Here is an 18,661-nt window from a genome sequence, read left to right as displayed (position 1 = left end):
TTCAGAGGATGGAAAATACCGTAACGTTCTTGCTAAACCCGTTAAAGAACAACCGTGTATGGGCTGTCATGACTTACGATGGAGAGCTTATGTATGACATAATGTCAGTCAAGCGGGCTGAGTTCTGCATTGCCGAAAATGAACAGTACTGGCTCAATCCTTTCGGAGGGAGCTTCCAGTGGGAAACAAAGGTATCAAAGCCATACGAGGCAGAGTTTGTCCTGTTCAAGAGGGAGGCTCAGCAGTATATGTGCGTGTTTGACCTTGATATAGCCGACCTCCAGTATGTAGATTACGCACCTACGAGCGGAGAACTCGTTTTTGATGAGGCTGAACTCTCAAGGAAACTCGGTCACGCTCAGCTTGAGGAGTTCAAAAGGTTCATGGGTGAACTCTGGGAGTATGTGAAGGAGAGCTCCTGATGCTTGACGAAAAGCTCCTTGAGATAATCGCTTGCCCTGTATGTAAGGGTGAGCTTGTGTACGACAAGGAAAAGGACAGACTTATCTGCCAGAGGTGCGAAGTTTATTATGAGGTCAGGGAAGGTATACCCGTTCTCCTTCCAGATTCCGGGAAGCCTCTCCAAGAAGAAAACTCTTAAGCTCCTCTTCACTCTGAGTCTCAAAGTCTGCAGGAACTTCAATGTCAACAACCCTTTTAAAATGAACGAATTTCATCGGTTTACCATAGATCTTCCTGTAAAAGTAAACCATCTCCCTATCTGCGTTGTTATCCCCAACGTATATACCCATGTCAGCACCCAGAGACTCCATGCACATGTGAAGGGGGAAGGGGTGGGGCTTCCTGAGGTTCTTGTCCACAACGTCATCCTCATCAACTGTAACATCAAAGAAATCCCTTAGGTTGAACCTGTTAAGCACAAACTCAAGGTCGCCTTTGGGTCTTCCGGTAACTATACCGAGGGGGACGCCGGAAGATTTCAGCTCTTTAAAGAACTCAACGGAGAGAAGCTGCTTTTCTCTATATTTGAGTTTCTCGTATATCTCGGTGAACTTTTCAACGAGCTCGCTGTACTCAACCTCGCCACCGAACTCCTTTATAACTTCGTAGGTAACGTCCCAATCGTTGTTTATCGCTTTCTTGAATTTTATCTCCTTGACGACAGAAACCGGCACATCCTGACCCAGAAAGAACTCTGCTGTCTCTTTTATGGCGTAATGGTAACTCTCGCGGACGTCCACTATAACACCGTCAACATCAAAGATTATTGCTTTCATTCTTATACGTGCTCCGGGATGTTTTCCTGAGTTTTGGACATGATGAACTTAACGAAGTTACTCGCTAAAAACGTTATATTGGAGGTTTTAGGGTAAATTATGTTGAACCTTCTCTTGACTTTAAATCCCTTTATCTTGACGGGAACTACCTGACCCCTCTCTATCTCTCTTATCATTAAACCTTTTGAAAGGAAGGAGGAGCCGTAACCGCTCTTGACTATATGCAGAATAGTTCTGCTGTTGTTGGCTTCTATCTTTATGTTTAGCTTCTCAAAGACTATGCCGAGTTTCTCCAAGGTTTCCTTCACTATCTTTCTTGTTCCCGAGTTCATCTCTCTCATGACGAGGTCTATATGGTACAGGTCCTCGGGTTCTATCTCCCCGGCGTCAGCTATGGGATTCTGTGGATAAGTAAAGAACACTATCTCGTCCTCAAGCCACGGAACGCTAACAAACTTTCCGGAGGGCTCCCTTTCTATTATGCCTAAGTTAAGAACTCCGGATATCAACCCCTCCTCAACATCGTGGGAGTTTCCTGTAAATATCTTTACCGTTGCACTCGGAAATTCTCTGTGGAACTCGGCTATTAGGGTTGGAATTATGTACTCACTGGGCGTTGCACTAACTCCAAGGAAAAGGCTATCTTTGAGGTCTTTCTTTATCTTGGCTATCTCCTCCATAAGCCCTTCATAGCTACCTAACAGGAGCTTTGCTATCTCATAAATCCTCTTCCCCTCCTCAGTAAGGCACATCTTTCCTCCCTGCCTCTGGAAGAGCTTTGCTCCTATGGTCTTTTCAAGAGCCTTTATCTGCTGGGTTACCGCCGGCTGGGTTATGTATAGTATCTCAGAGGCTTTGGAGAAGCTTCCGAGGTCGGCAACGGTGACGAAAGTCTTAAGTTTGGATATATCAATCATACCAAAGTTTAATTATAGTATAAGGCTTTCTTATTGCAAGTATAAAGAACATAAATATCATAGGTTTCACCTTATACCTAAGAACTTGTGTATCTGAGGTATCACCCTTACAGGGAAACCCCTCTCAAGTAAAAGGTCCTGAATCACAAGGGCTTTACTTATGTAGGTTTGTTTGTTGCCTTCAGGCTGAAGAACCACTACCCCTTTCTCCAGAAAGCTCTTAAACTCTTCCCTCAGGAGGGACTCTTCAGAAAGCTCTTCATCAACTACGAACTTTAGCTCTTTAGCGTACATGAGTATCTTCGGATGGACAAAGAAGTTGGCTACAGCCTTGGGCGAGCAGGTTATGTGTATTCTCTCAGCCACATCCTCAAGACCTTCGTTCCAGAGGGTACCGTTTGTCTCTATCTGGACTGAAAAGCCTTCCCCGAGTAGGGTTTTTACCAGTATGTGGACGTTTGAATGTGCCAGAGGCTCTCCTCCTGTTATCACAACGTGCCTGGTTTTGGAGGTAGAAAGCTTTTTCAGAAGCTCCTCAATCAAAATAGGCTTCCTCTTGAACTCCAGAGCTTCAGGCTGGTCGCACCAGGGACACCTGAGGTTGCACCCCTGAAGTCTGATGAATAGGGAGGGCGTACCTACGAGGAGTCCTTCTCCCTGAACGGTCTCATATATCTCATTTACGCTCAGAGTGTGGGTTGCTCTAACTTTATCTCGTAACATTCTATGACGTCTCCTACCTTTATATCGTTGAAGTCTCTCAGTTTTATACCGCATTCATACCCTCGCGCAACTTCCTGAACATCCTCTTTGAACCTCTTCAGGTTTTCTATCTGTCCATCGTAAACAACGACACCATCCCTTATCAGCCTTGCCTTTGCACCCCTCACGATTTTTCCATCAAGGACGTAACATCCTGCGACCGTTCCCACCTTCTTTACTTTAAAGGTAGCCCTTACCTCCGCGGAACCGAGAACCTTCTCCTTCTCTATAGGTGTAAGTAATCCCTGCAGGGCGTTCTTGACATCGTCTATAACCTGGTAAATTATCCCGTACATACGCACATCAACCTTCTCTTTCTCAATTAGCTCCCTTGCTTTAGGGTCTGGTCTGGTGTTGAAGCCTATAATTATGGCACCGGAAGCTTTTGCCAGCATAACATCATTCTCTGTAATGCCCCCTACCGCTCCGTGGATTATTCTCACCGCCACCTCTTCGGTAGAAAGGTCCTCCAGAGACTTCTTAAGGGCTTCCAAGGAGCCCATGGTGTCCGCTTTCACAATTACCCTGAGCTCTTTAATCTCGCCAGCCTCTATCTTCTTGTAAATATCCTCAAGCCTTACCCCCTGGGCTAACTTCTCTTCCTTTTCCCTCTTAGTCTTTAGCTTTAAGGCGAGATCCCTTGCCTTCTTCTCACTGTCAACAACGATCAGGGTATCACCAGCCTCAGGGAGCTCTTCAAATCCCAGAACCTCAACGGGGGTAGAGGGCTTTGCCTCCTTAACCTGGCGACCTTTATCATCAAACATAGCCCTTACCCTGCCGTTTGTTATTCCCGCAACGAATATGTCTCCGACGCGGAGCGTTCCCTCCTGAACTATGACTGTGGCTGTTGGACCCTTTTTTCTGTCCAGCTTGGTCTCTATTATCACCCCCTTTGCCCTTTTATCTGGATTGGCTTTGAGCTCCAGGATATCGGCGACCAGACCTATCATCTCAAGGAGTTGGTCAACCCCCTGTCCTGTCTTGGCTGAAACATCCACAAAGACCGTATCTCCTCCCCACTCTTCGGGTATAAGCCCGTGTTCAGAGAGCTCTCTTCTGACCCTCATGGGGTCCGCTCCCGGCTTATCTATCTTGTTTACTGCCACCACTATTGGGACGTTGAAGGCTTTTGCATGGTTTATAGCCTCTACGGTCTGGGGCATAACCCCATCGTCGGCAGCCACAACCAGCACTGCTATATCCGTAATCTGAGCACCCCTCGCCCTCAGGCTTGTGAAGGCTTCGTGCCCCGGAGTATCAAGGAAGGTAATCACTCTACCGTCCTGGAGTTTAACCTGAGAAGCTCCTATGTGCTGTGTTATCCCTCCCTTTTCCTTCTCAGCAACGTTTGTCTTCCTTATTGTGTCAAGGAGGGTAGTTTTTCCGTGGTCAACGTGTCCCATAACTACAACTATGGGTGGTCTGGGTTTCAGGTCTTCGGGTCTGTCTGGTATCTCCTCTATGAGGACTTCCTCCTCTTCCTCCTTCTTGGCTTCTGCAAGAAATCCGAAGCTCTCCGCTATCTCAATGGCTACCTCAGTTGGAACAGCCTGATTTATTGTTGCCAGGATACCTTTCTTGAGGAGGGCTTCCATGACCTTATTCGCCGGAACGTGGAGCATATCTGCAAGTTCTCTGACAGTTATGCCTTCGTATATCTCAACTATCTTTATTTCCTCTTCCTTCTTCTCCTTCTGCCTCTTTTCCTCCTTTTTCTTTTCCCGCTCCATCTGCTGCTGGAGCTTTTTCAGGAGCTGTTCCTCTTCCTTGGATAGTTTCTCCTTCTTCTTTTCCTCTTCCACAGCTTGAGGTTTCTTAACTTCTTTCTTTTCCTCAACAGGCTCTGGAACTTCTTTAGGCTTTTCCTCAGCTTTTGGGGGCCTCTTAAACTCCCTTACGGGTCTTCTCTTTTCTACCCGTGGCTTTCTTTCGGGTCTTGGCGGTTTAAGCTCTTCTTTAGCCTTCTCCTCCTTTAACTCCTTACCTAAAACTTCGGCTACGACCTCCTCTATAGGTTTCTCCTCTACCTTAATCTCTTCCTCCTCTTCGGGGGCAGCTTCCTTTTTGACCTCTTCCTCTTCTACAGCAACTGTAGCCTCCTTGACCTTGGGTTTTCCAAACTCCTGATAGATCATTTCAAGCTGCTCATCTTCAAGGATATGAAAGTTAGACCATCTCTTTTCATCGTCCCTCGGAGCCCACTCCTCTAAGAACTGAATGAGCTTCTTAGGTTTTAAGCCAAGCTCCTTAGCGACATCTTGAACACGCTTCTTTTCCAATACTTCAAACCTCCTAAGAGATATATTATAGGCTTGAGACCTTTAAATGTCACAGCCCACGTATAATATCACTTTATGGTGGAAGAGCTTGCAAAGAGTTTGGGTGGAGCACTCGTCCAGACACACACCTCCTGGGTGATTATCCTAAAGGATATAGTTTACAAGGTCAAGAAACCCGTGAATTTTGGCTTCCTGGACTATTCAACCCTTGAGAAGAGGAAGGAGAACTGCGATAAGGAAGTTGTCCTCAACAGGAGGCTCTGCCCGTGGGTTTACATCGGAGTAGTTCCCATAAGCGAGGTCGGTGGTAAGTGGAGGATAGAGGACGATAGGAACGTTGTTGAGTATGCTGTGAAGATGAGGAGGATACCCGATAAAAGGCTGCTTCTTAACAGACTTGGCGAGACAACAGCTGAGGATATGGTTAAGGTGGCAAGGGTCGTGGCTGAGTTTCACCTTTCGGCAGACAGGGTGGACGAGTTCGGAAAACCAGAGGTGATGAAGTTTAACACGGACGAGAACTTTATGCAGACAGAGAAGTACATAGGGACAACTATAATGAAGGAGGATTACGAATTCATCAAGGATAGGACTGACCGGTTCTATGAGACCTATGAAGAGCTCTTCTACAAACGTATAAAGGAGGGGAGGATAAGGGACGGACACGGGGATATAAGGCTTGAGCACGTTGCCTTTTTGGAGGAGGGAGTATGCATCTTTGACTGTATAGAGTTTAACGACCGCTTCAGGTATGGAGATGTCCTCAATGATATGTGCTTTCTATCAATGGAGCTGGACTTCTTCGGAAGGGAGGACCTCAGAGGGGTTTATGAAGAGGAATACTTAAAGAGAACTAAAGACCCTGAGTTCAGCATATTTCTTCCCTTCTTCAAGTGCTACAGAGCCTATGTGAGGGGAAAAGTTACGAGCTTCCTCTTAGACGATCCTCACGTACCGGAGGAGGAAAAGGAAAAGGCTAAGGAAAAGGCGAGGAAGCTCTTCAAGCTCGCCAGAAGGTATGCACAGGAGATAAAGCTTACATAAGCTGCTGTTGTTTTTTGAGAGCCTTTAGTATCCTCTTTCTCCTTGCCCTCTCGCGCTTCTTCTTGAGCTCGCTCGGCTTTTCGTAAAACTCCCTTCTCTTTACCTCGGTAAGTATCTGCTCTTGGTCAACGAGGCGTTTGAACCTTCTCAGCACCTTATCGGCTGGCTCTCCTTCGTGAACTATAACAACCGCCAACTACATCACCTCCTTAGGTTTCAAAGGACAAATTATACCACATACTTCAGGAGGGTATCAGTCTTGAAGACATAATACCCTGTTTCTGCCTGACCTCTTTGCCCTGTAGAGTGCTTTGTCCGCCAGCTCTATCATATCCCCAGGCTTAAGGGACTCATACTCATCGGTGCTACCTTCAAGGCTTGCGACACCAACGCTCACAGTTGCCCATATCTTGTCTCCCTTGTCTGTTACAACTGGCTCCTTTGCAACCTCTTCCCTTATCCTTTCTCCGACAGCTATTGCTCCACGTCTTCCAGTGTTCGGAAGTACAACTAAGAACTCTTCCCCTCCCCACCTTGATGCTGAATCTATTTGGCGAAGAGAGTTTAGTAGCCTCCTGCTTACCTCAATCAGAACCTGGTCACCAACCGTGTGTCCGTAGGTATCGTTTATCTTCTTGAAAAAGTCAATATCAATCATGAGCAGGCTAAGGGGCAGGTTATACCTTTTTGCTCTCATGAATTCCTTTTCTAATATTTCCTTCATATATCTTCTATTAAATAGTCCAGTCAAAGGGTCAGCTATGGATTCTTGTTCCAGTATGAGTGTGAGAGTCCTTACCCTGAGGAGGTTGTAAAGCCTGGCGAGGAGTTCCAGTCTCTCTATAGGTATCGTTATGACTTCATCAACTATCCTGAACAGCTCATTTTTGTAAAGTTTTATGTCCTTCTTGGTGGTAACAAGCAGAACGGGCAAGAAAACAGGCTCTTCACCCTTTTTAAGCTCCTCAATCCTCTCCCTGTATTCTTTCAAACGCACACCGTCCACTATTATCAGGTCAACCTCCTCTAAACTTTCAAGGTTAACGGCTGTCAATATCTCATACTTGTCACTCAGATAATCCTGGAGTAGCTGTTCGTTCTTCTTGTTATTTAGAAAGATAGCGATCTTCTGCCCTTCCATATCTGCACTCATACAATTAAAGCATTTATCACTTCTAAGAGCCTCTTAGGTGATAGGGGTTTCGCAAGGATAGCTCCGGCACCCCTTCCTACAAGCTGGGTATCGTCTTTACCTTTAGTAGCTGTGGAGATCAAAACGAAGGGTATCCCTTTGTCCTGCAGAGCCTTTGTGTAGTCCCAAATTCTTGTATCAAATCCGCTTATATCTATGAGAGCCACTTCAAAATCTCCCTTTTCAATAAAACCCTTTAAGGTTTCATAATCGTGAGCTAAATAGGATTCAAAGTTGTGCTTTTTCAGAAAGTCAGAGAGTATTTCAAGGTTCTTTCTGTTTTTGTTCAGAAGCAAGACCTTCTTCAACTCCGCTGCTCCTTCTCATCTATAAGTCTTGGTGTTCCTGTGAGTATATTTTCAAGGTTGCGAAGGGGTTCTCCAACCTTTATGCCGTATTGAGTAATCTCAAATTCCCTCAATGTTTTTTCAAAGTTGCTTAACCGCTTTTTCAACACACCTATAGTTCTCCTGAGTTGACCCTTTACCTCTATGTATCTAAGGAATAAGATGTTGTCTGCGACATAGCTTATGTCGTAGTTAGATATTACAAAATCACCGGTGATATTCTTTACCTCTGTCGGAAGCAGGACAGTTACTCCGTTCAGAGACAGATATTTACACAGGTTGAACAGATAGGGTAAGTTTTTCTTTCCTATTATTGCCTCATCGTACCCTGAAGTAGAATCAATCATGACTATTTGGGTTTTATTCTTCTCCACGTCCTCCTTAACCATTTCTGCAAAAGCGTCTGCTGTGTAGATATTTGGAGGAACATACACTATTTCCAGTGTGCCCTTTTCAACCATGTGTTTTGCAGGGATATTGACCTGTTCACATCTGTTTATTATCTTTGCTGGGGCTTCTTCAAAGGTATAAAGAACCGAGCGCTCTCCCCTTCCCGAAGCTTCCTTTAGAAACTGCATGCAGAGGGTGGTTTTCCCAGTTCCACTAGGACCTGCCACGATAGAAACAGTTGACCTCTCTATCCCTCCGTAGAGAAGCTCATCTATTTCTGGTACTCCAAAGGAGAGCTTCTCAAAATTTCCAAAGGTAGGCTGAACGCTTTCAAAGTGCAGGCGCGGATAAACCACAACTCCTTTACCTGTCTTTATTTCATAGGTGTGGGTTCCCGACAAGAATTCAGAACCTCTGAACTTTCTAACCACTAAGTATCTGTAATCCTCACCGACAAAGAGGTCTATCACGCCATCACTCAAGAATCTGAGGTCATCGTCTGGAGTTTCTTGGCTTGCTTCCGAGGTGAAGACAACCGTGGCTCCGTTATCCGCCAGGTATCTGAGTAGAGAGAGAACTTCCTTTCTGAACTGGAATACGTCTGTTGCCAGATACCTGAATTGGGTCAGGGAGTCAATGACTACCCTCTTTGGTTTGTAGCTTTCTACGGCCTCCTTTATAGCGTTGGCAACAGGTTCCTTCTCAACCTCTGCCGGAGAAAATATATCGTAGCTCTCAAGGTTAACGAAGTAGTCTGATGATGGACTGAGGTCCAAGAAGTAAACCTTTTTGAGCTTTAAGCCGAGGTCTTTGGCGTTTTCCCTTATCTGTTTTTCCCTTTCACCAAGACTTATAAATAGACAGTTCTCTCCTTTCCTGCTCCCTTCCTCAAGGAAGTGGAGGCAGAATGTAGTTTTGCCTGCTCCCGGACCACCAGAAATCAAGTAGGCTTTCTGCTTCAGGAATCCCCCGTACAGAACCTTATCTAAACCTTTAATCCCTGTTGATAACCTTCCCATGAAGTAACCTCCTTACCTACTGATTATACTTCGGCATAAAGAACATTAAAATTAAGCTGATGATAGCTCTTCTGACCGACTTCGGGACACGGGACGGTTTCGTGGGAGCTATGAAAGGCGTTATTCTCTCCATAAACCCCGGTGTTCAGATAGTTGATATATCCCACGAGGTTGAACCCTTCAACATCCTGGAGGGAGCACTCCTTCTAAAAGCCCACTACAGATACTTCCCGAAGGGAACCGTCTTCGTTGCCGTGGTTGACCCCGGTGTGGGCTCTGAGAGGAAGCCCGTAGCCCTGAAGGTTGGTGAGTATTTCTTCGTCGGACCCGACAACGGAGTATTTGACCTTGTAGTTAGAGAGTTAGAAGGACCGCCTTCGGCGGTGGTTTTAGAGAATGAAAAGTATCAACTACCGAGGGTGAACAACACCTTCCACGGGAGGGACATCTTCGCTCCCGCCGCCGCTTACATATCCAAGGGAACCCCTTTAGAGGAGTTCGGTAGGAGGATAGACTACGAGCTTAAGCTCAGCTTCCCGGAAGTCAAGAGAGAGGAAAACACGCTAAGAGGTGAGATAATTCACTTTGACAGGTTCGGAAACGCTGTAACCAACATTCCCTGCGGGAGCTACTCCCATGGAGAGTTCAGAGGGGAGAACTTAAAGGTAGTTCCCTTCTTTCAGGCAGGGGAGAGTGAGAAACTGAATTTAATCTGTGGGAGTTTCGGTTTAATGGAGCTCTTCACTCCGATGGGAAACGCAAGGGAGAAATTTGGGCTACGGCTCGGAGAGGAGGTTAAGGTTTGGCTCTCCTGAAGGAAGTCCTCTTATACCTTCATATTGTTGTAGCTTCAGGGTTCGTTTTCTTTATGCACATTTTAGTCCCGATAGTCCTGCCCGACACCTTCCCGCGCCTGATATATTCCTTCAGGGAGCTTTACTTTCAGCTCTCTCCTTTCCTTTCAATACTCGCCGGCTTCGGAGCCTCTTACTTTTACTTCAAACTCTTTAGGGTTGAGAGACCCGCAAAACAAGCCATAATATCAACAATTGTCGGAACTGTTCTCTTCTGGTCCTCCTGCATCGCCCTCCTTTGTGCCCTTGCTCCGGGGCTCAGCAACATGTAAAAGCCTTACAATATTCTCCATGAGGTGGAGCAGATACTTTCTTTATACGCTTAAAGAGGAGCCGGCGGAGGCTGAGGCACCTTCCCACAGACTGCTCTTGAAGGCGGGCTTTATAAAGCAGGTCTCGGCGGGGATATACGAGATACTCCCCGCAGGCTGGAGAGTTCTAAGAAAGATAGAGAACGTTGTCAGGAAGGAGATGGACCGCTCCGGTGCTCAGGAGCTTCTCCTTACCGTCCTCAACCCGGCGGAGCTCTGGAAGGAAACGGGAAGGTGGGAGACCTACGGGAACGAGCTCTTCAGACTCAAGGACAGGAACGGGAGAGAGTACTGCCTCGGACCGACCCATGAGGAGGAGATAACGGACCTGGTAAGGAGAACGATCCACTCTTACAGGCAGCTTCCCGTCATACTCTACCAGATACAGGTCAAGTTCAGGGATGAGAAGAGACCGAGGTTTGGACTCATAAGGGGAAGGGAGTTCATAATGAAGGACGCCTACTCCTTTGATACCGACGAGATGTCGGCGATGGTCTCCTACGAGACCATGAAGTTCGCCTACGACAGGATATTCAGAAAGTTAAGGCTCAACGTGATAATGGCTGAGGCGAGCGTTGGGCAGATAGGCGGGAAGCAGTCCCACGAGTTCATAGCTTTCACAGACTACGGGGAGGCTAAGGTGGGCTACTGTGAGAACTGCGGGTACGCAGCCAACGCCGAGATAATTCCCTTATCCAAGCCCGAGCCCGGAGAGGAGGAAGAGGAACCCCTTGAGAAGGTTCACACTCCCAATGTGAGAACGATAGAGGAGCTGGCGAACTTCCTGAAAGTATCTCCCGCCAAGATAATGAAAGCAGTTCTCTATATTGTGGACGGGAAGCCCGTTCTCGTCCTTATAAGAGGCGACAGGGAGATAGACGAGAACAAGTTAGAGATTGTTCTCGGGACGGAGAACTTCAGGCTCGCTGAGGACGAGGAGGTCAAAAAGCTCTTAGGAACGGAGAAGGGATTTATAGGTATATTCAACCTTCCGGAAGGGATAAGGGTCCTCTGGGACAACTCCCTTTACGGGGTAAAGAACATGGTCGTTGCTTTGAATGAACCGGATTACCACTACGTGAATGCAAACTCCGGGAGGGACTACGAGTACGGGGAGTTCGTAGATGTTGCACAGGTGAGGGAAGGAGACCCCTGTCCGAAGTGCGGAAATCCTCTTAAGGTTAGAACGGGTCTGGAGCTTGGTCACATATTCCTCCTTGGAACGAGGTATTCCGAGCCCATGAAGGCTTACTTTGCTGACAGGGACGGGAGCGAGAAGCCGATAATTATGGGATGTTACGGAATAGGAATATCAAGGATAATGTCGGCGATAGTGGAGCAGTACCACGATGATAAGGGGATAAAGTGGCCCACTCCCGTAGCTCCCTTTGAGCTGGAAATAATATGCCTCAACATGTCGGATCAGGAGCTCGTTCGGGTTGCCGAGAAGCTCTACATAGAAGCTGAGGAGAAGGGGATAGAGGTGATATACGACGACAGGGAAGAGAGTGCAGGCTTTAAGTTCGCCGACGCTGATTTGGTAGGTTTCCCCTACAGGATAGTGGTAGGAAAGAAGGTTAAAGAGGGAAAGGTAGAAATACAGAAGAGAGCCACCGGGGAGAGGTGGGATGTTCCCATAGAGGAGGCGGTGAATAAAGTTAAGGTGATGATAGAGGAGGATAAGAAATGAAGGCAGGCTTCATTGGACTCGGACACCTGGGAAGGGCTATAGCAAAGAGGCTTATTGAGCAGGGGGTTGAGCTCGTTGTCTGGAACAGGACAAGGCAGAAGGCTGAGGATTTCGCTAAGGAAACCGGGGCTAAGGTAGCCGAAAGTCCGGCGGAGCTGATAAAGGAGGTTGACAGGGTATTTGTGATAGTTTTTGATTCTCAAGCTTCGGAACGGGTGATATTCGGGGAGGAAGGGTTCATACATGGGGATATAAAAGGTAAAACGGTCATAGACATGACCACTAACCACTTCACCTACGCAAAGCTCGCCTACGATGAACTCAGGAAGCTCGGAGCTCACTACCTTGACGCACCCGTCTTAGGAAGCGTAATTCCTGCCCAAAGAGGGGAGCTGACCATAGTGGTCGGGGGAGACAAGGATAAATTTGAGGAGAACAAACCCCTCTTTGAGAAGTTCTGTAAGAACATCTTTTACGTCGGTGAGGCTGGGAAGGCTACCAAGGTGAAGCTTGTGAATAACATAGTCTTAGGTGGGATTATGGACATACTCGCCGAGGCGATAGCGATAGCTGAGAGGGCGGGAATTCCGAAGGAGCAGTTCATAGAGATTTTAGAAACAGGAGCGGGTAAGTCCTACATCCTTGACGTCAAGAAGAAGAAGCTTTTAGAGGAAGACTTTTCAACCCACTTCTCTGCAGACCTGATATACAAAGACCTTCATTACGCTCAGGACCTAGTAAAGGAGCTCGGTCTATTTTCCTTTACAACTGCCGCGATTAAGGAGACCTACGGGCTCGCTAAAGCTGAGGGATTAGGAGAGCTGGACTTCTCCGTTATATACAAACTCATAAAGGAGAAGGGAGGAAAATCCTCCCCTTAAAGCTCAAAGTCCTTCAGATACTTTGCCCTTGAGGGGTGTCTTAGTTTCCTTATCGCCTTGGACTCTATCTGTCTTATCCTCTCCCTCGTAACGTTGAACATCTTGCCGACCTGCTCAAGGGTGTACTCCGTCCCGTCCACCAGACCGTAGCGGTACCTGAGTATCTCCCTCTCCTTGTCTGAGAGGGTCTCTAAGACCTTTTCAAGCTGTTCTCTGAGGAGCTTCCTTGACACGTACTCCTCAGGGTTCGGTACAGACTTGTCCTCTATGAAGTCCTTTAGGAAGGTGTCTTCGTCGTCCCCTATGGGAGTCTCCAGAGATATAGGCTCCTGGGCGGATCTTAAAACCTTTCTTACCTTTTCAGGTGTCATTCCGAGGTGTTTGGCTATCTCCTCAGGGGTAGGCTCTCTGCCGAGCTCCTGGAAGAGCTTCTTAGAAGCCTTTATTATCCTGTTTATCGTCTCTATCATGTGAACGGGTATCCTTATCGTCCTCGCCTGGTCCGCTATCGCCCTAGTTATAGCCTGTCTTATCCACCAGGTCGCGTAGGTGGAGAACTTGTATCCCTTCCTGTAGTCGTACTTGTCAACCGCCTTCATAAGTCCGATGTTCCCTTCCTGGATGAGGTCAAGGAAGTGGAGACCCCTGTTCACGTACTTCTTCGCTATTGAAACAACGAGCCTGAGGTTGGACTGGATCATCACCTGCTTAGCCTTTACAACCTTTTTCCTGCCCCGCTCAATTATTCCCATGACTCTTTTTATCTCTTCCGGTATAACCCCAAACTCGTTTCTGAGTTTTTCCAGCTCCCTTTTCAGGGACACGTACTCACTTACCAAGGAATTGAACCTGTCAAAGGAGTACCCAGAGTTCTTTATCTTTTCCTGAAGTTCCCTGCTCGCGAGGTAGTCGTTTATGAGTTCGTCTATGTCTGGGTGTATCGCCTGGAGCCTCCTCTTTCTTGATTCGTAGTCTTTGGTCTTTCTCACATACTTCTGGTAAAGCTTGAGAAGCTCGTCCGCTACCCTTTCAAACTTTGAGTACTTTATCTTCATCTGGTGGACTATCCTGTTCATCTGGGCATGCTTGGTAAGGTACTCTTTCTTGGTTTCCACCGTACCTTCTCTTATGTACCTCCCCCTGGCGTCCAGTAGCTCTTTGTAAGCCTTTGCAAGTTCTAACCCTTTCTCCATGAAGAACTTTTCATGCTTTTCGCAGTTCTCCTCGTAGCAGTCACTGTTAGGGTCTTCCTCTATAAGGTCCATTATGTCTCCAACTTTGAGTTTTCCGTTGCAGAGCTTAGCCCAATCTTGCAGGAGTCTTTCTACCAGGAAAGAGCTTCTCAGGAGTCCCCTCCTCATTATCTTTCTTCCTATCTCTATCTGCTTTGCGTAGTGTATCTCCTGTTGGCGGGTTAGAAGGGGTATCTTTCCCATCTCTTTGAGGTAAAGCTTGACAGGGTCTCCGTCCCTCCCCATCACGGTGAAGGATTCTGTTGATACTACGAGCTCATCAATGTGCTCTTTCTCCTCGTAATCCTCTTCGCTTTCAACAACCTGGATATTGAAGTTTGCGAGGGTGTCTATTAGCTCCTCAAAGCCGTCCGACGAGACAAAGTCTTCCTCAAGGACCTCGTTTATCTCGTCGTAAGTGACGAACCCCTTCTCCTTGCCGACTTCAATAAGGTGCCTAAGGCTTTCCCTGTCTATCATTCTTTACCTCCTGCATAAATTTATTAAAGTTAGACTTGTAAACTTAACTTTCAAGCTTTCCCCTCCATTTACGGACCGAAGAGGGTTTTATACCACCCTTATGCTTCCTTATGAACTCCTTTACGGATTCTCTGACACCGACTGTCTCTGTAAGCTCTTCTTTAGGTATGTCTATCTTGAGTTTTTGTAGGCTCGCCTCAAACTCTTTCTCAATATCGCCGGTTTTAAGGTTTAATATGTCTTCCGGTATATGGTAGTACTCTTCATTTATTATGCTCTGAGCGTACTCTTTAGCTTTGACAGAGAGGTTTAGCTCCTCAAGGTCAATTTCAGGTCTAAGCTCAAGTAAACCCTTCAGGAAAACCTTTTCCGTGAAGCTGAGCTTATCCTCCGCCTCCTGACTTCTTTCGGGCGTTCTGTACATCTTCGCTGATAGAACTTCAATGGGGATTCTGGTGAGTTTGCTCAGTTCGGAGAGAAGTGTGTAAGCCTTTATCTCGTCCTTCATGAAGGACACGTAGTAGGTAAAGTCTTTTACGGAGCTTTCAACGTCATAACCTTTCACTATCTTCTCCCGCAGAAGTCCAAATATATCTGGAGAGGATTCAATCACCTCCTTCAGGGCGGTCTTTCCTTCTTTGAGTATGAAATCGTGAGGATCAAGCCCTTCCGGAAGGAATACAGGGTAAACCTCAAGCCCTTCCTTCAAAAGGTGTGGTATGGCTAATCTCATCGCCTTCCTTCCTGCCTCATCTCCATCAAAGAGGAGGTAAACCTTTTCTACCACCCTTGACAGGAGCGAGGCGTGCTCCTTTCCAAGAGAAGTTCCCAAGGTGGCTACTGCGTTCCTTAAACCCTCCTGGTGGAGGGCGATCACGTCAAAGTACCCTTCAACAAGCAGGGCGCTTTTTAATTCCCTTAGGTAGTTAAGACCTTCATAGAACCCGTACAGAAGCTCTCTTTTCTTGAAGATATCGCTCTCAGGAGAGTTTATGTACTTAGGACCCTCGCCCGATATAAGTCTCCCACCAAAGCCAACCACCCTTCCCCTTGAATCCCTTATAGGTATTATCAGCCTGTTTCTAAAGAGGTCCCTGTACTTACCCTCATCAATTTGGATTACGTTTCCCGTTCTCGCGTATATTTCAAGAGCGTTTAGGTCTTTAAGTAGTTGCGTTAATTCCTCTGAAGAGGAAGAGTACCCAAGGTGGAACTTCTTTATCGTTGAGCTGTCTATGCCCCTATCTCTAAGGTAATCAAGTGCCTTTCTGTCCTCCCTGAGTTTTGAGTGGTAAAACTCTGCAACCTGTTCAAGAACCTCGTAAACCTTTTTGTTCTCTGGGGACTCTTCCCTTATGGTCAGCTTTACTCCGTACCTCTTAGCAAGCTGCCTCGCAGCCTCTATGTAGGACACGTTCTCATACAGGGATACGAACTTTATGGCGTCTCCACCAACACCACACCCAAAGCATTTGAATATCTGCCTGGAGGGTGAAACGTAAAAGGAGGGAGTCTTATCGGGATGGAAGGGGCAGTTAGCTTTGTAGTTGTTGCCGGCTCTTTCTAAACGTATATAGTCGGATACGACATCAACGATATCTAATTCTCTTCTTAGCTCGTCTATATCCGAGGGCATTACCTTTTGAGAATTTAGCTCACCTATTGAGACTGTCAAGCTCAGTTTGTGTTATGATATGCGTTTTAGGATTTCCCTGTATCCTTCAAGGAGGTCTCCCAGGTCAAACCTGAACCTGTCCTTATCAAGCTTCTCGCCCGTCTCCGAATCCCATAGTCTCATTGAGTCAGGGGATATCTCATCAACTATACCAACGCTCCCATCAGGTAGCTTGCCAAATTCAAGCTTAAAGTCTACAAGGGTTATACCGTGCTCTTTGAAAAAGCCTGAGAGAATTTCATTTACCTTAAGGGCTGTCTCTTTCATAAGTGGGATAGTTTCCGTAGGGGCGAGCTCCATCAGCTCTATATGGCTCTCGCAGATTAAGGGGTCGTGAAGCTCGTCACTCTTGTAGAAAAACTCAACCAGAGGTTCTTTAAATCTCTGACCTTCCTTGAACCCGAGTCTCTTTACTACGCTTCCCGCGGCAAAGTTTCTGACAACAACCTCAACAGGAAAGCGCTCAGCCTTCCAGACGAGCATCTCGTTATCGGAAAGTTTCTGGATGTAATGGGTCTTTATACCGTATCTGTGTAAGATTTCAAAGATAAGACTTGATATGGTGTTGTTGAGGGAGCCCTTTCCCTTCAGCTCTGCCTTCTTAACCCCATCAAAGGCTGTGGTGGTGTCTTTGAAGTAGAGTAAGAGCTTGTCAGGTTCCTCCGTCTCATAAACGACCTTCGCCTTTCCTTCGTAGAGCTTTTTTACTTTCTCTGGCATTCTAAAATTATAATCCCATGCAGAGTGTAGTATTTCTTATTGTCCTTTTCTCCTTTTCCCTTGCTGGCTTTTTCTTTGATGAGCTCTTCAGACCCTTAAAACCCCTGATTGTTCCCCTCCTTATAGTGATAATGCTAAGCATGGGTATAACGCTTACCCCAGAGGATTTTAAGAGAATATTTAAAAGACCTCAAATAATCCTATATGGAGCCCTCCTCCAATTTTCAGTCATGCCTTTGACGGGTTTCCTCCTTGCAAAGCTTTTACGTTTGAGCCCTGAGCTCGTCGTCGGTGTTGTTCTCGTTGGCTCTGCACCGGGTGGGACAGCTTCAAACCTTATGACTTACATATCGGGTGGGGAGCTCTCCTACTCCATATCTATGACCACGGTGTCCACCCTACTCTCACCTATCTTTACACCTCTCTGGACGTGGCTACTGGCAGGTAAACTGGTTCCGGTACCCTTTCTGGATATGGCTATTACCACCCTGAAGGTTGTGGTCTTTCCTGTCCTGGGAGGGATGCTCATAAGAGGTTTTGTGAAGGAAAAACTTGTAAAAATTGAGAGCTTACTCCCCTACCTGTCCATAACGGCCATTTCCCTTATAATTGCTGTTATATTCGCCCTCAACAAGGAGAAATTACAGGCTGTAAGCCTTCTCATACTTAGTGTTGTCATCCTTCACAACCTTACAGGCTTTGTTTTGGGTTTCCTTTTCGGGAAGCTTGCCGGGCTTGATAACAAACTTGCCAAAACCCTCTCCATAGAGGTTGGTATGCAGAATTCTGGGCTCTCAACGGTGCTCGCTCTGAAGTTCTTCTCCCAGCTTTCAGCCCTCCCTTCGGCGGTTTTCAGCCTCTCCCAGAACATACTTGGGGTCTTGCTCTCTGTTCTCTTCAGGAGGATTTAAAAGTCAATTATCAGTGAGGTTGAGAAGGTTGTATCTGTCCTCTTTATTCCTGGCTCAGGGGGTTTGTTCTGGTAAGCCACCTTATACCCTACACCTAAAGAGATGTAGCTGTTCACTTTCACCTCAAGGGAGGTTTCTGAGTTTAAGAAGTAGGTCTTTGTGTCCGAGAGCTTTACCAAATAGTTTGCACTTTCTTTAAACTTCAGATTTTCCCTTATGTTCCACTGGTAGTATACCTCTGCCCTCGCAGATGCATAATTGTCCACACCGTCGTTTTCTACTTTGTTGTAGTAGTAAGGTGTAGCCATGAGGAGCTTTAGCTCGTGTCTCTTGGTTTTTAAAAGGTCATAACCTATACCTGGACCACCGTTGAGCTTGTACTCGTATCCTGAGAATTTATCCCTCTCATATCCTGTGGTTAGGAAGCCGAAGAACCTCTTTGTAAAGAGCCTCTCATACCTCGCGCTTGCGTCAATCCTGTTTGCTGTTTCGCTTCCCTCCTGGGTAGCGTACAGGGCTGAGTTTTTCAGAAAGACTCTGTGCACCCTGCCTTCTCTTTTTATCTCAAGCTTCTCTGAGAGTGTTTGGGTCCTTACGTTACCAGAAGTGCTAACGTAAGAAAATTCTATGTGGATACTCCAGAGCTTTTCTTCCGAACTTTCAGAGGGGTATGCCAGGCAGACTGAAACCAGTGTCATCAGAACAGCTTTCCTCAT

20 protein-coding genes are annotated in these 18,661 nt (G+C 46.6%); 8 read left to right on the top strand and 12 right to left on the bottom strand.

What is annotated here, in order from left to right:
- The first annotated feature begins 8 nt into the window (after positions 1-8).
- Positions 9-422, top strand: coding sequence for a hypothetical protein (locus BCF55_RS08585; protein ID WP_121012819.1), 414 nt, complete (start codon positions 9-11; stop codon positions 420-422).
- On the top strand, positions 422-601 hold the full coding sequence (locus BCF55_RS08580) for a Trm112 family protein (protein ID WP_121012817.1): 180 nt from the start codon (positions 422-424) through the stop codon (positions 599-601). Before BCF55_RS08585 ends, BCF55_RS08580 begins: the two co-directional genes overlap by 1 nt.
- Here the strand turns inward: BCF55_RS08580 and BCF55_RS08575 are convergent.
- From BCF55_RS08575 to infB, 4 genes are all read right to left on the bottom strand, one after another.
- On the bottom strand, positions 537-1,238 hold the full coding sequence (locus tag BCF55_RS08575) for an HAD family hydrolase (RefSeq protein ID WP_121012815.1): 702 nt from the start codon (positions 1,236-1,238) through the stop codon (positions 537-539). The two genes, BCF55_RS08580 and BCF55_RS08575, sit on opposite strands and share 65 nt — an antisense overlap.
- Positions 1,239-1,240: 2 nt before the next feature.
- A complete protein-coding gene (locus BCF55_RS08570) occupies positions 1,241-2,155 on the bottom strand; it encodes a LysR family transcriptional regulator (protein ID WP_121012813.1) in 915 nt (304 codons plus the stop codon).
- A gap of 66 nt (positions 2,156-2,221) precedes the next feature.
- Positions 2,222-2,878, bottom strand: a complete 657-nt coding sequence (locus BCF55_RS08565; protein ID WP_121012811.1) for a 7-carboxy-7-deazaguanine synthase QueE — start codon at positions 2,876-2,878, stop codon at positions 2,222-2,224.
- Positions 2,842-5,199: a translation initiation factor IF-2 gene (infB, locus tag BCF55_RS08560; RefSeq protein WP_121012809.1), complete on the bottom strand. Its 2,358-nt coding sequence runs from the start codon at positions 5,197-5,199 to the stop codon at positions 2,842-2,844. Before infB ends, BCF55_RS08565 begins: the two co-directional genes overlap by 37 nt.
- A 75-nt stretch (positions 5,200-5,274) precedes the next feature.
- Here infB and BCF55_RS08555 point away from each other — a divergent pair, with 75 nt between their 5' ends.
- Entirely contained in the window at positions 5,275-6,243 is a 969-nt protein-coding gene (locus BCF55_RS08555; protein ID WP_121012807.1) for a gluconokinase, read from the top strand.
- Here BCF55_RS08555 and rpsU read toward each other — a convergent pair.
- From rpsU to BCF55_RS08535, 4 genes are read right to left on the bottom strand one after another with little or no spacing between them, the layout of a single operon-like run.
- Positions 6,236-6,439, bottom strand: a complete 204-nt coding sequence (gene rpsU, locus BCF55_RS08550; protein ID WP_121012805.1) for a 30S ribosomal protein S21 — start codon at positions 6,437-6,439, stop codon at positions 6,236-6,238. The genes BCF55_RS08555 and rpsU overlap by 8 nt on opposite strands.
- A 57-nt stretch (positions 6,440-6,496) precedes the next feature.
- Positions 6,497-7,384 carry a GGDEF domain-containing protein gene (locus tag BCF55_RS08545; protein ID WP_170144779.1) on the bottom strand — a complete coding sequence of 296 codons (888 nt, stop codon included), beginning with the start codon at positions 7,382-7,384 and terminating at the stop codon, positions 6,497-6,499.
- Between the two features lie 8 nt (positions 7,385-7,392).
- Positions 7,393-7,743: a response regulator gene (locus BCF55_RS08540; protein ID WP_121012801.1), complete on the bottom strand. Its 351-nt coding sequence runs from the start codon at positions 7,741-7,743 to the stop codon at positions 7,393-7,395.
- The gene (locus BCF55_RS08535; protein WP_121012799.1) at positions 7,740-9,191 is read right to left on the bottom strand and encodes an ATPase domain-containing protein; all 1,452 of its coding nucleotides are present in this window, start codon (positions 9,189-9,191) and stop codon (positions 7,740-7,742) included. Before BCF55_RS08535 ends, BCF55_RS08540 begins: the two co-directional genes overlap by 4 nt.
- A 59-nt stretch (positions 9,192-9,250) precedes the next feature.
- Between BCF55_RS08535 and BCF55_RS08530 the strand changes: the two genes are divergently transcribed.
- Genes BCF55_RS08530 through BCF55_RS08515 form a run of 4 tightly spaced genes read left to right on the top strand, consistent with a single transcriptional unit; the run spans position 9,251 to position 12,927 of the window.
- Positions 9,251-10,006, top strand: a complete 756-nt coding sequence (locus BCF55_RS08530; protein WP_211322890.1) for an SAM hydrolase/SAM-dependent halogenase family protein — start codon at positions 9,251-9,253, stop codon at positions 10,004-10,006.
- Positions 9,994-10,317 (top strand): hypothetical protein, encoded by a 324-nt coding sequence (locus BCF55_RS08525; protein ID WP_121012795.1) that lies wholly within the window; start codon positions 9,994-9,996, stop codon positions 10,315-10,317. Before BCF55_RS08530 ends, BCF55_RS08525 begins: the two co-directional genes overlap by 13 nt.
- Before the next feature lie 19 nt (positions 10,318-10,336).
- Positions 10,337-12,046, top strand: coding sequence for a proline--tRNA ligase (locus tag BCF55_RS08520; RefSeq protein ID WP_121012793.1), 1,710 nt, complete (start codon positions 10,337-10,339; stop codon positions 12,044-12,046).
- Complete coding sequence (locus tag BCF55_RS08515) at positions 12,043-12,927, top strand: NAD(P)-dependent oxidoreductase (RefSeq protein WP_121012791.1); 885 nt, start codon at positions 12,043-12,045, stop codon at positions 12,925-12,927. The genes BCF55_RS08520 and BCF55_RS08515 overlap by 4 nt, the downstream gene beginning before the upstream one ends.
- On the opposite strand, the gene rpoD is transcribed toward BCF55_RS08515, so the two are convergent.
- Genes rpoD through purC form a run of 3 tightly spaced genes read right to left on the bottom strand, consistent with a single transcriptional unit; the run spans position 12,924 to position 17,034 of the window.
- Positions 12,924-14,639 (bottom strand): RNA polymerase sigma factor RpoD, encoded by a 1,716-nt coding sequence (gene rpoD, locus BCF55_RS08510; RefSeq protein WP_121012789.1) that lies wholly within the window; start codon positions 14,637-14,639, stop codon positions 12,924-12,926. The two genes, BCF55_RS08515 and rpoD, sit on opposite strands and share 4 nt — an antisense overlap.
- Before the next feature lie 43 nt (positions 14,640-14,682).
- The gene (dnaG, locus tag BCF55_RS08505; protein ID WP_121012787.1) at positions 14,683-16,275 is read right to left on the bottom strand and encodes a DNA primase; all 1,593 of its coding nucleotides are present in this window, start codon (positions 16,273-16,275) and stop codon (positions 14,683-14,685) included.
- Positions 16,276-16,326: 51 nt separating this feature from the next.
- Positions 16,327-17,034: a phosphoribosylaminoimidazolesuccinocarboxamide synthase gene (purC, locus tag BCF55_RS08500; protein WP_121012785.1), complete on the bottom strand. Its 708-nt coding sequence runs from the start codon at positions 17,032-17,034 to the stop codon at positions 16,327-16,329.
- Positions 17,035-17,051: 17 nt separating this feature from the next.
- Here purC and BCF55_RS08495 point away from each other — a divergent pair, with 17 nt between their 5' ends.
- Positions 17,052-17,945 (top strand): bile acid:sodium symporter, encoded by an 894-nt coding sequence (locus BCF55_RS08495; protein WP_121012783.1) that lies wholly within the window; start codon positions 17,052-17,054, stop codon positions 17,943-17,945.
- Here the strand turns inward: BCF55_RS08495 and BCF55_RS08490 are convergent.
- Complete coding sequence (locus BCF55_RS08490; protein ID WP_121012781.1) at positions 17,942-18,661, bottom strand: DUF481 domain-containing protein; 720 nt, start codon at positions 18,659-18,661, stop codon at positions 17,942-17,944. The genes BCF55_RS08495 and BCF55_RS08490 overlap by 4 nt on opposite strands.

It is taken from the genome of Hydrogenivirga caldilitoris, from assembly GCF_003664005.1.
In the GTDB taxonomy this organism is placed as follows: Bacteria; Aquificota; Aquificia; order Aquificales; family Aquificaceae; genus Hydrogenivirga; species Hydrogenivirga caldilitoris.
Note: the sequence above shows the minus strand (reverse complement) of the source record. Positions and strands in the feature narration are given on the sequence as shown.

Excerpts from the sequence above, each read along its gene's own strand:
- BCF55_RS08585 (WP_121012819.1), top strand. The coding sequence starts at position 9 with ATGGAAAATACCGTAACGTTCTTGCTAAACCCGTTAAAGAACAACCGT.
- BCF55_RS08580 (WP_121012817.1), top strand. The coding sequence starts at position 422 with ATGCTTGACGAAAAGCTCCTTGAGATAATCGCTTGCCCTGTATGTAAG.
- BCF55_RS08575 (WP_121012815.1), bottom strand. The coding sequence starts at position 1,238 with ATGAAAGCAATAATCTTTGATGTTGACGGTGTTATAGTGGACGTCCGC.
- BCF55_RS08570 (WP_121012813.1), bottom strand. The coding sequence starts at position 2,155 with ATGATTGATATATCCAAACTTAAGACTTTCGTCACCGTTGCCGACCTC.
- BCF55_RS08565 (WP_121012811.1), bottom strand. The coding sequence starts at position 2,878 with ATGTTACGAGATAAAGTTAGAGCAACCCACACTCTGAGCGTAAATGAG.
- BCF55_RS08555 (WP_121012807.1), top strand. The coding sequence starts at position 5,275 with ATGGTGGAAGAGCTTGCAAAGAGTTTGGGTGGAGCACTCGTCCAGACA.
- BCF55_RS08545 (WP_170144779.1), bottom strand. The coding sequence starts at position 7,384 with ATGGAAGGGCAGAAGATCGCTATCTTTCTAAATAACAAGAAGAACGAA.
- BCF55_RS08535 (WP_121012799.1), bottom strand. The coding sequence starts at position 9,191 with ATGGGAAGGTTATCAACAGGGATTAAAGGTTTAGATAAGGTTCTGTAC.
- BCF55_RS08530 (WP_211322890.1), top strand. The coding sequence starts at position 9,251 with ATGATAGCTCTTCTGACCGACTTCGGGACACGGGACGGTTTCGTGGGA.
- BCF55_RS08520 (WP_121012793.1), top strand. The coding sequence starts at position 10,337 with ATGAGGTGGAGCAGATACTTTCTTTATACGCTTAAAGAGGAGCCGGCG.
- BCF55_RS08515 (WP_121012791.1), top strand. The coding sequence starts at position 12,043 with ATGAAGGCAGGCTTCATTGGACTCGGACACCTGGGAAGGGCTATAGCA.
- rpoD (WP_121012789.1), bottom strand. The coding sequence starts at position 14,639 with ATGATAGACAGGGAAAGCCTTAGGCACCTTATTGAAGTCGGCAAGGAG.
- dnaG (WP_121012787.1), bottom strand. The coding sequence starts at position 16,275 with ATGCCCTCGGATATAGACGAGCTAAGAAGAGAATTAGATATCGTTGAT.
- purC (WP_121012785.1), bottom strand. The coding sequence starts at position 17,034 with ATGCCAGAGAAAGTAAAAAAGCTCTACGAAGGAAAGGCGAAGGTCGTT.
- BCF55_RS08495 (WP_121012783.1), top strand. The coding sequence starts at position 17,052 with ATGCAGAGTGTAGTATTTCTTATTGTCCTTTTCTCCTTTTCCCTTGCT.
- BCF55_RS08490 (WP_121012781.1), bottom strand. The coding sequence starts at position 18,661 with ATGAGGAAAGCTGTTCTGATGACACTGGTTTCAGTCTGCCTGGCATAC.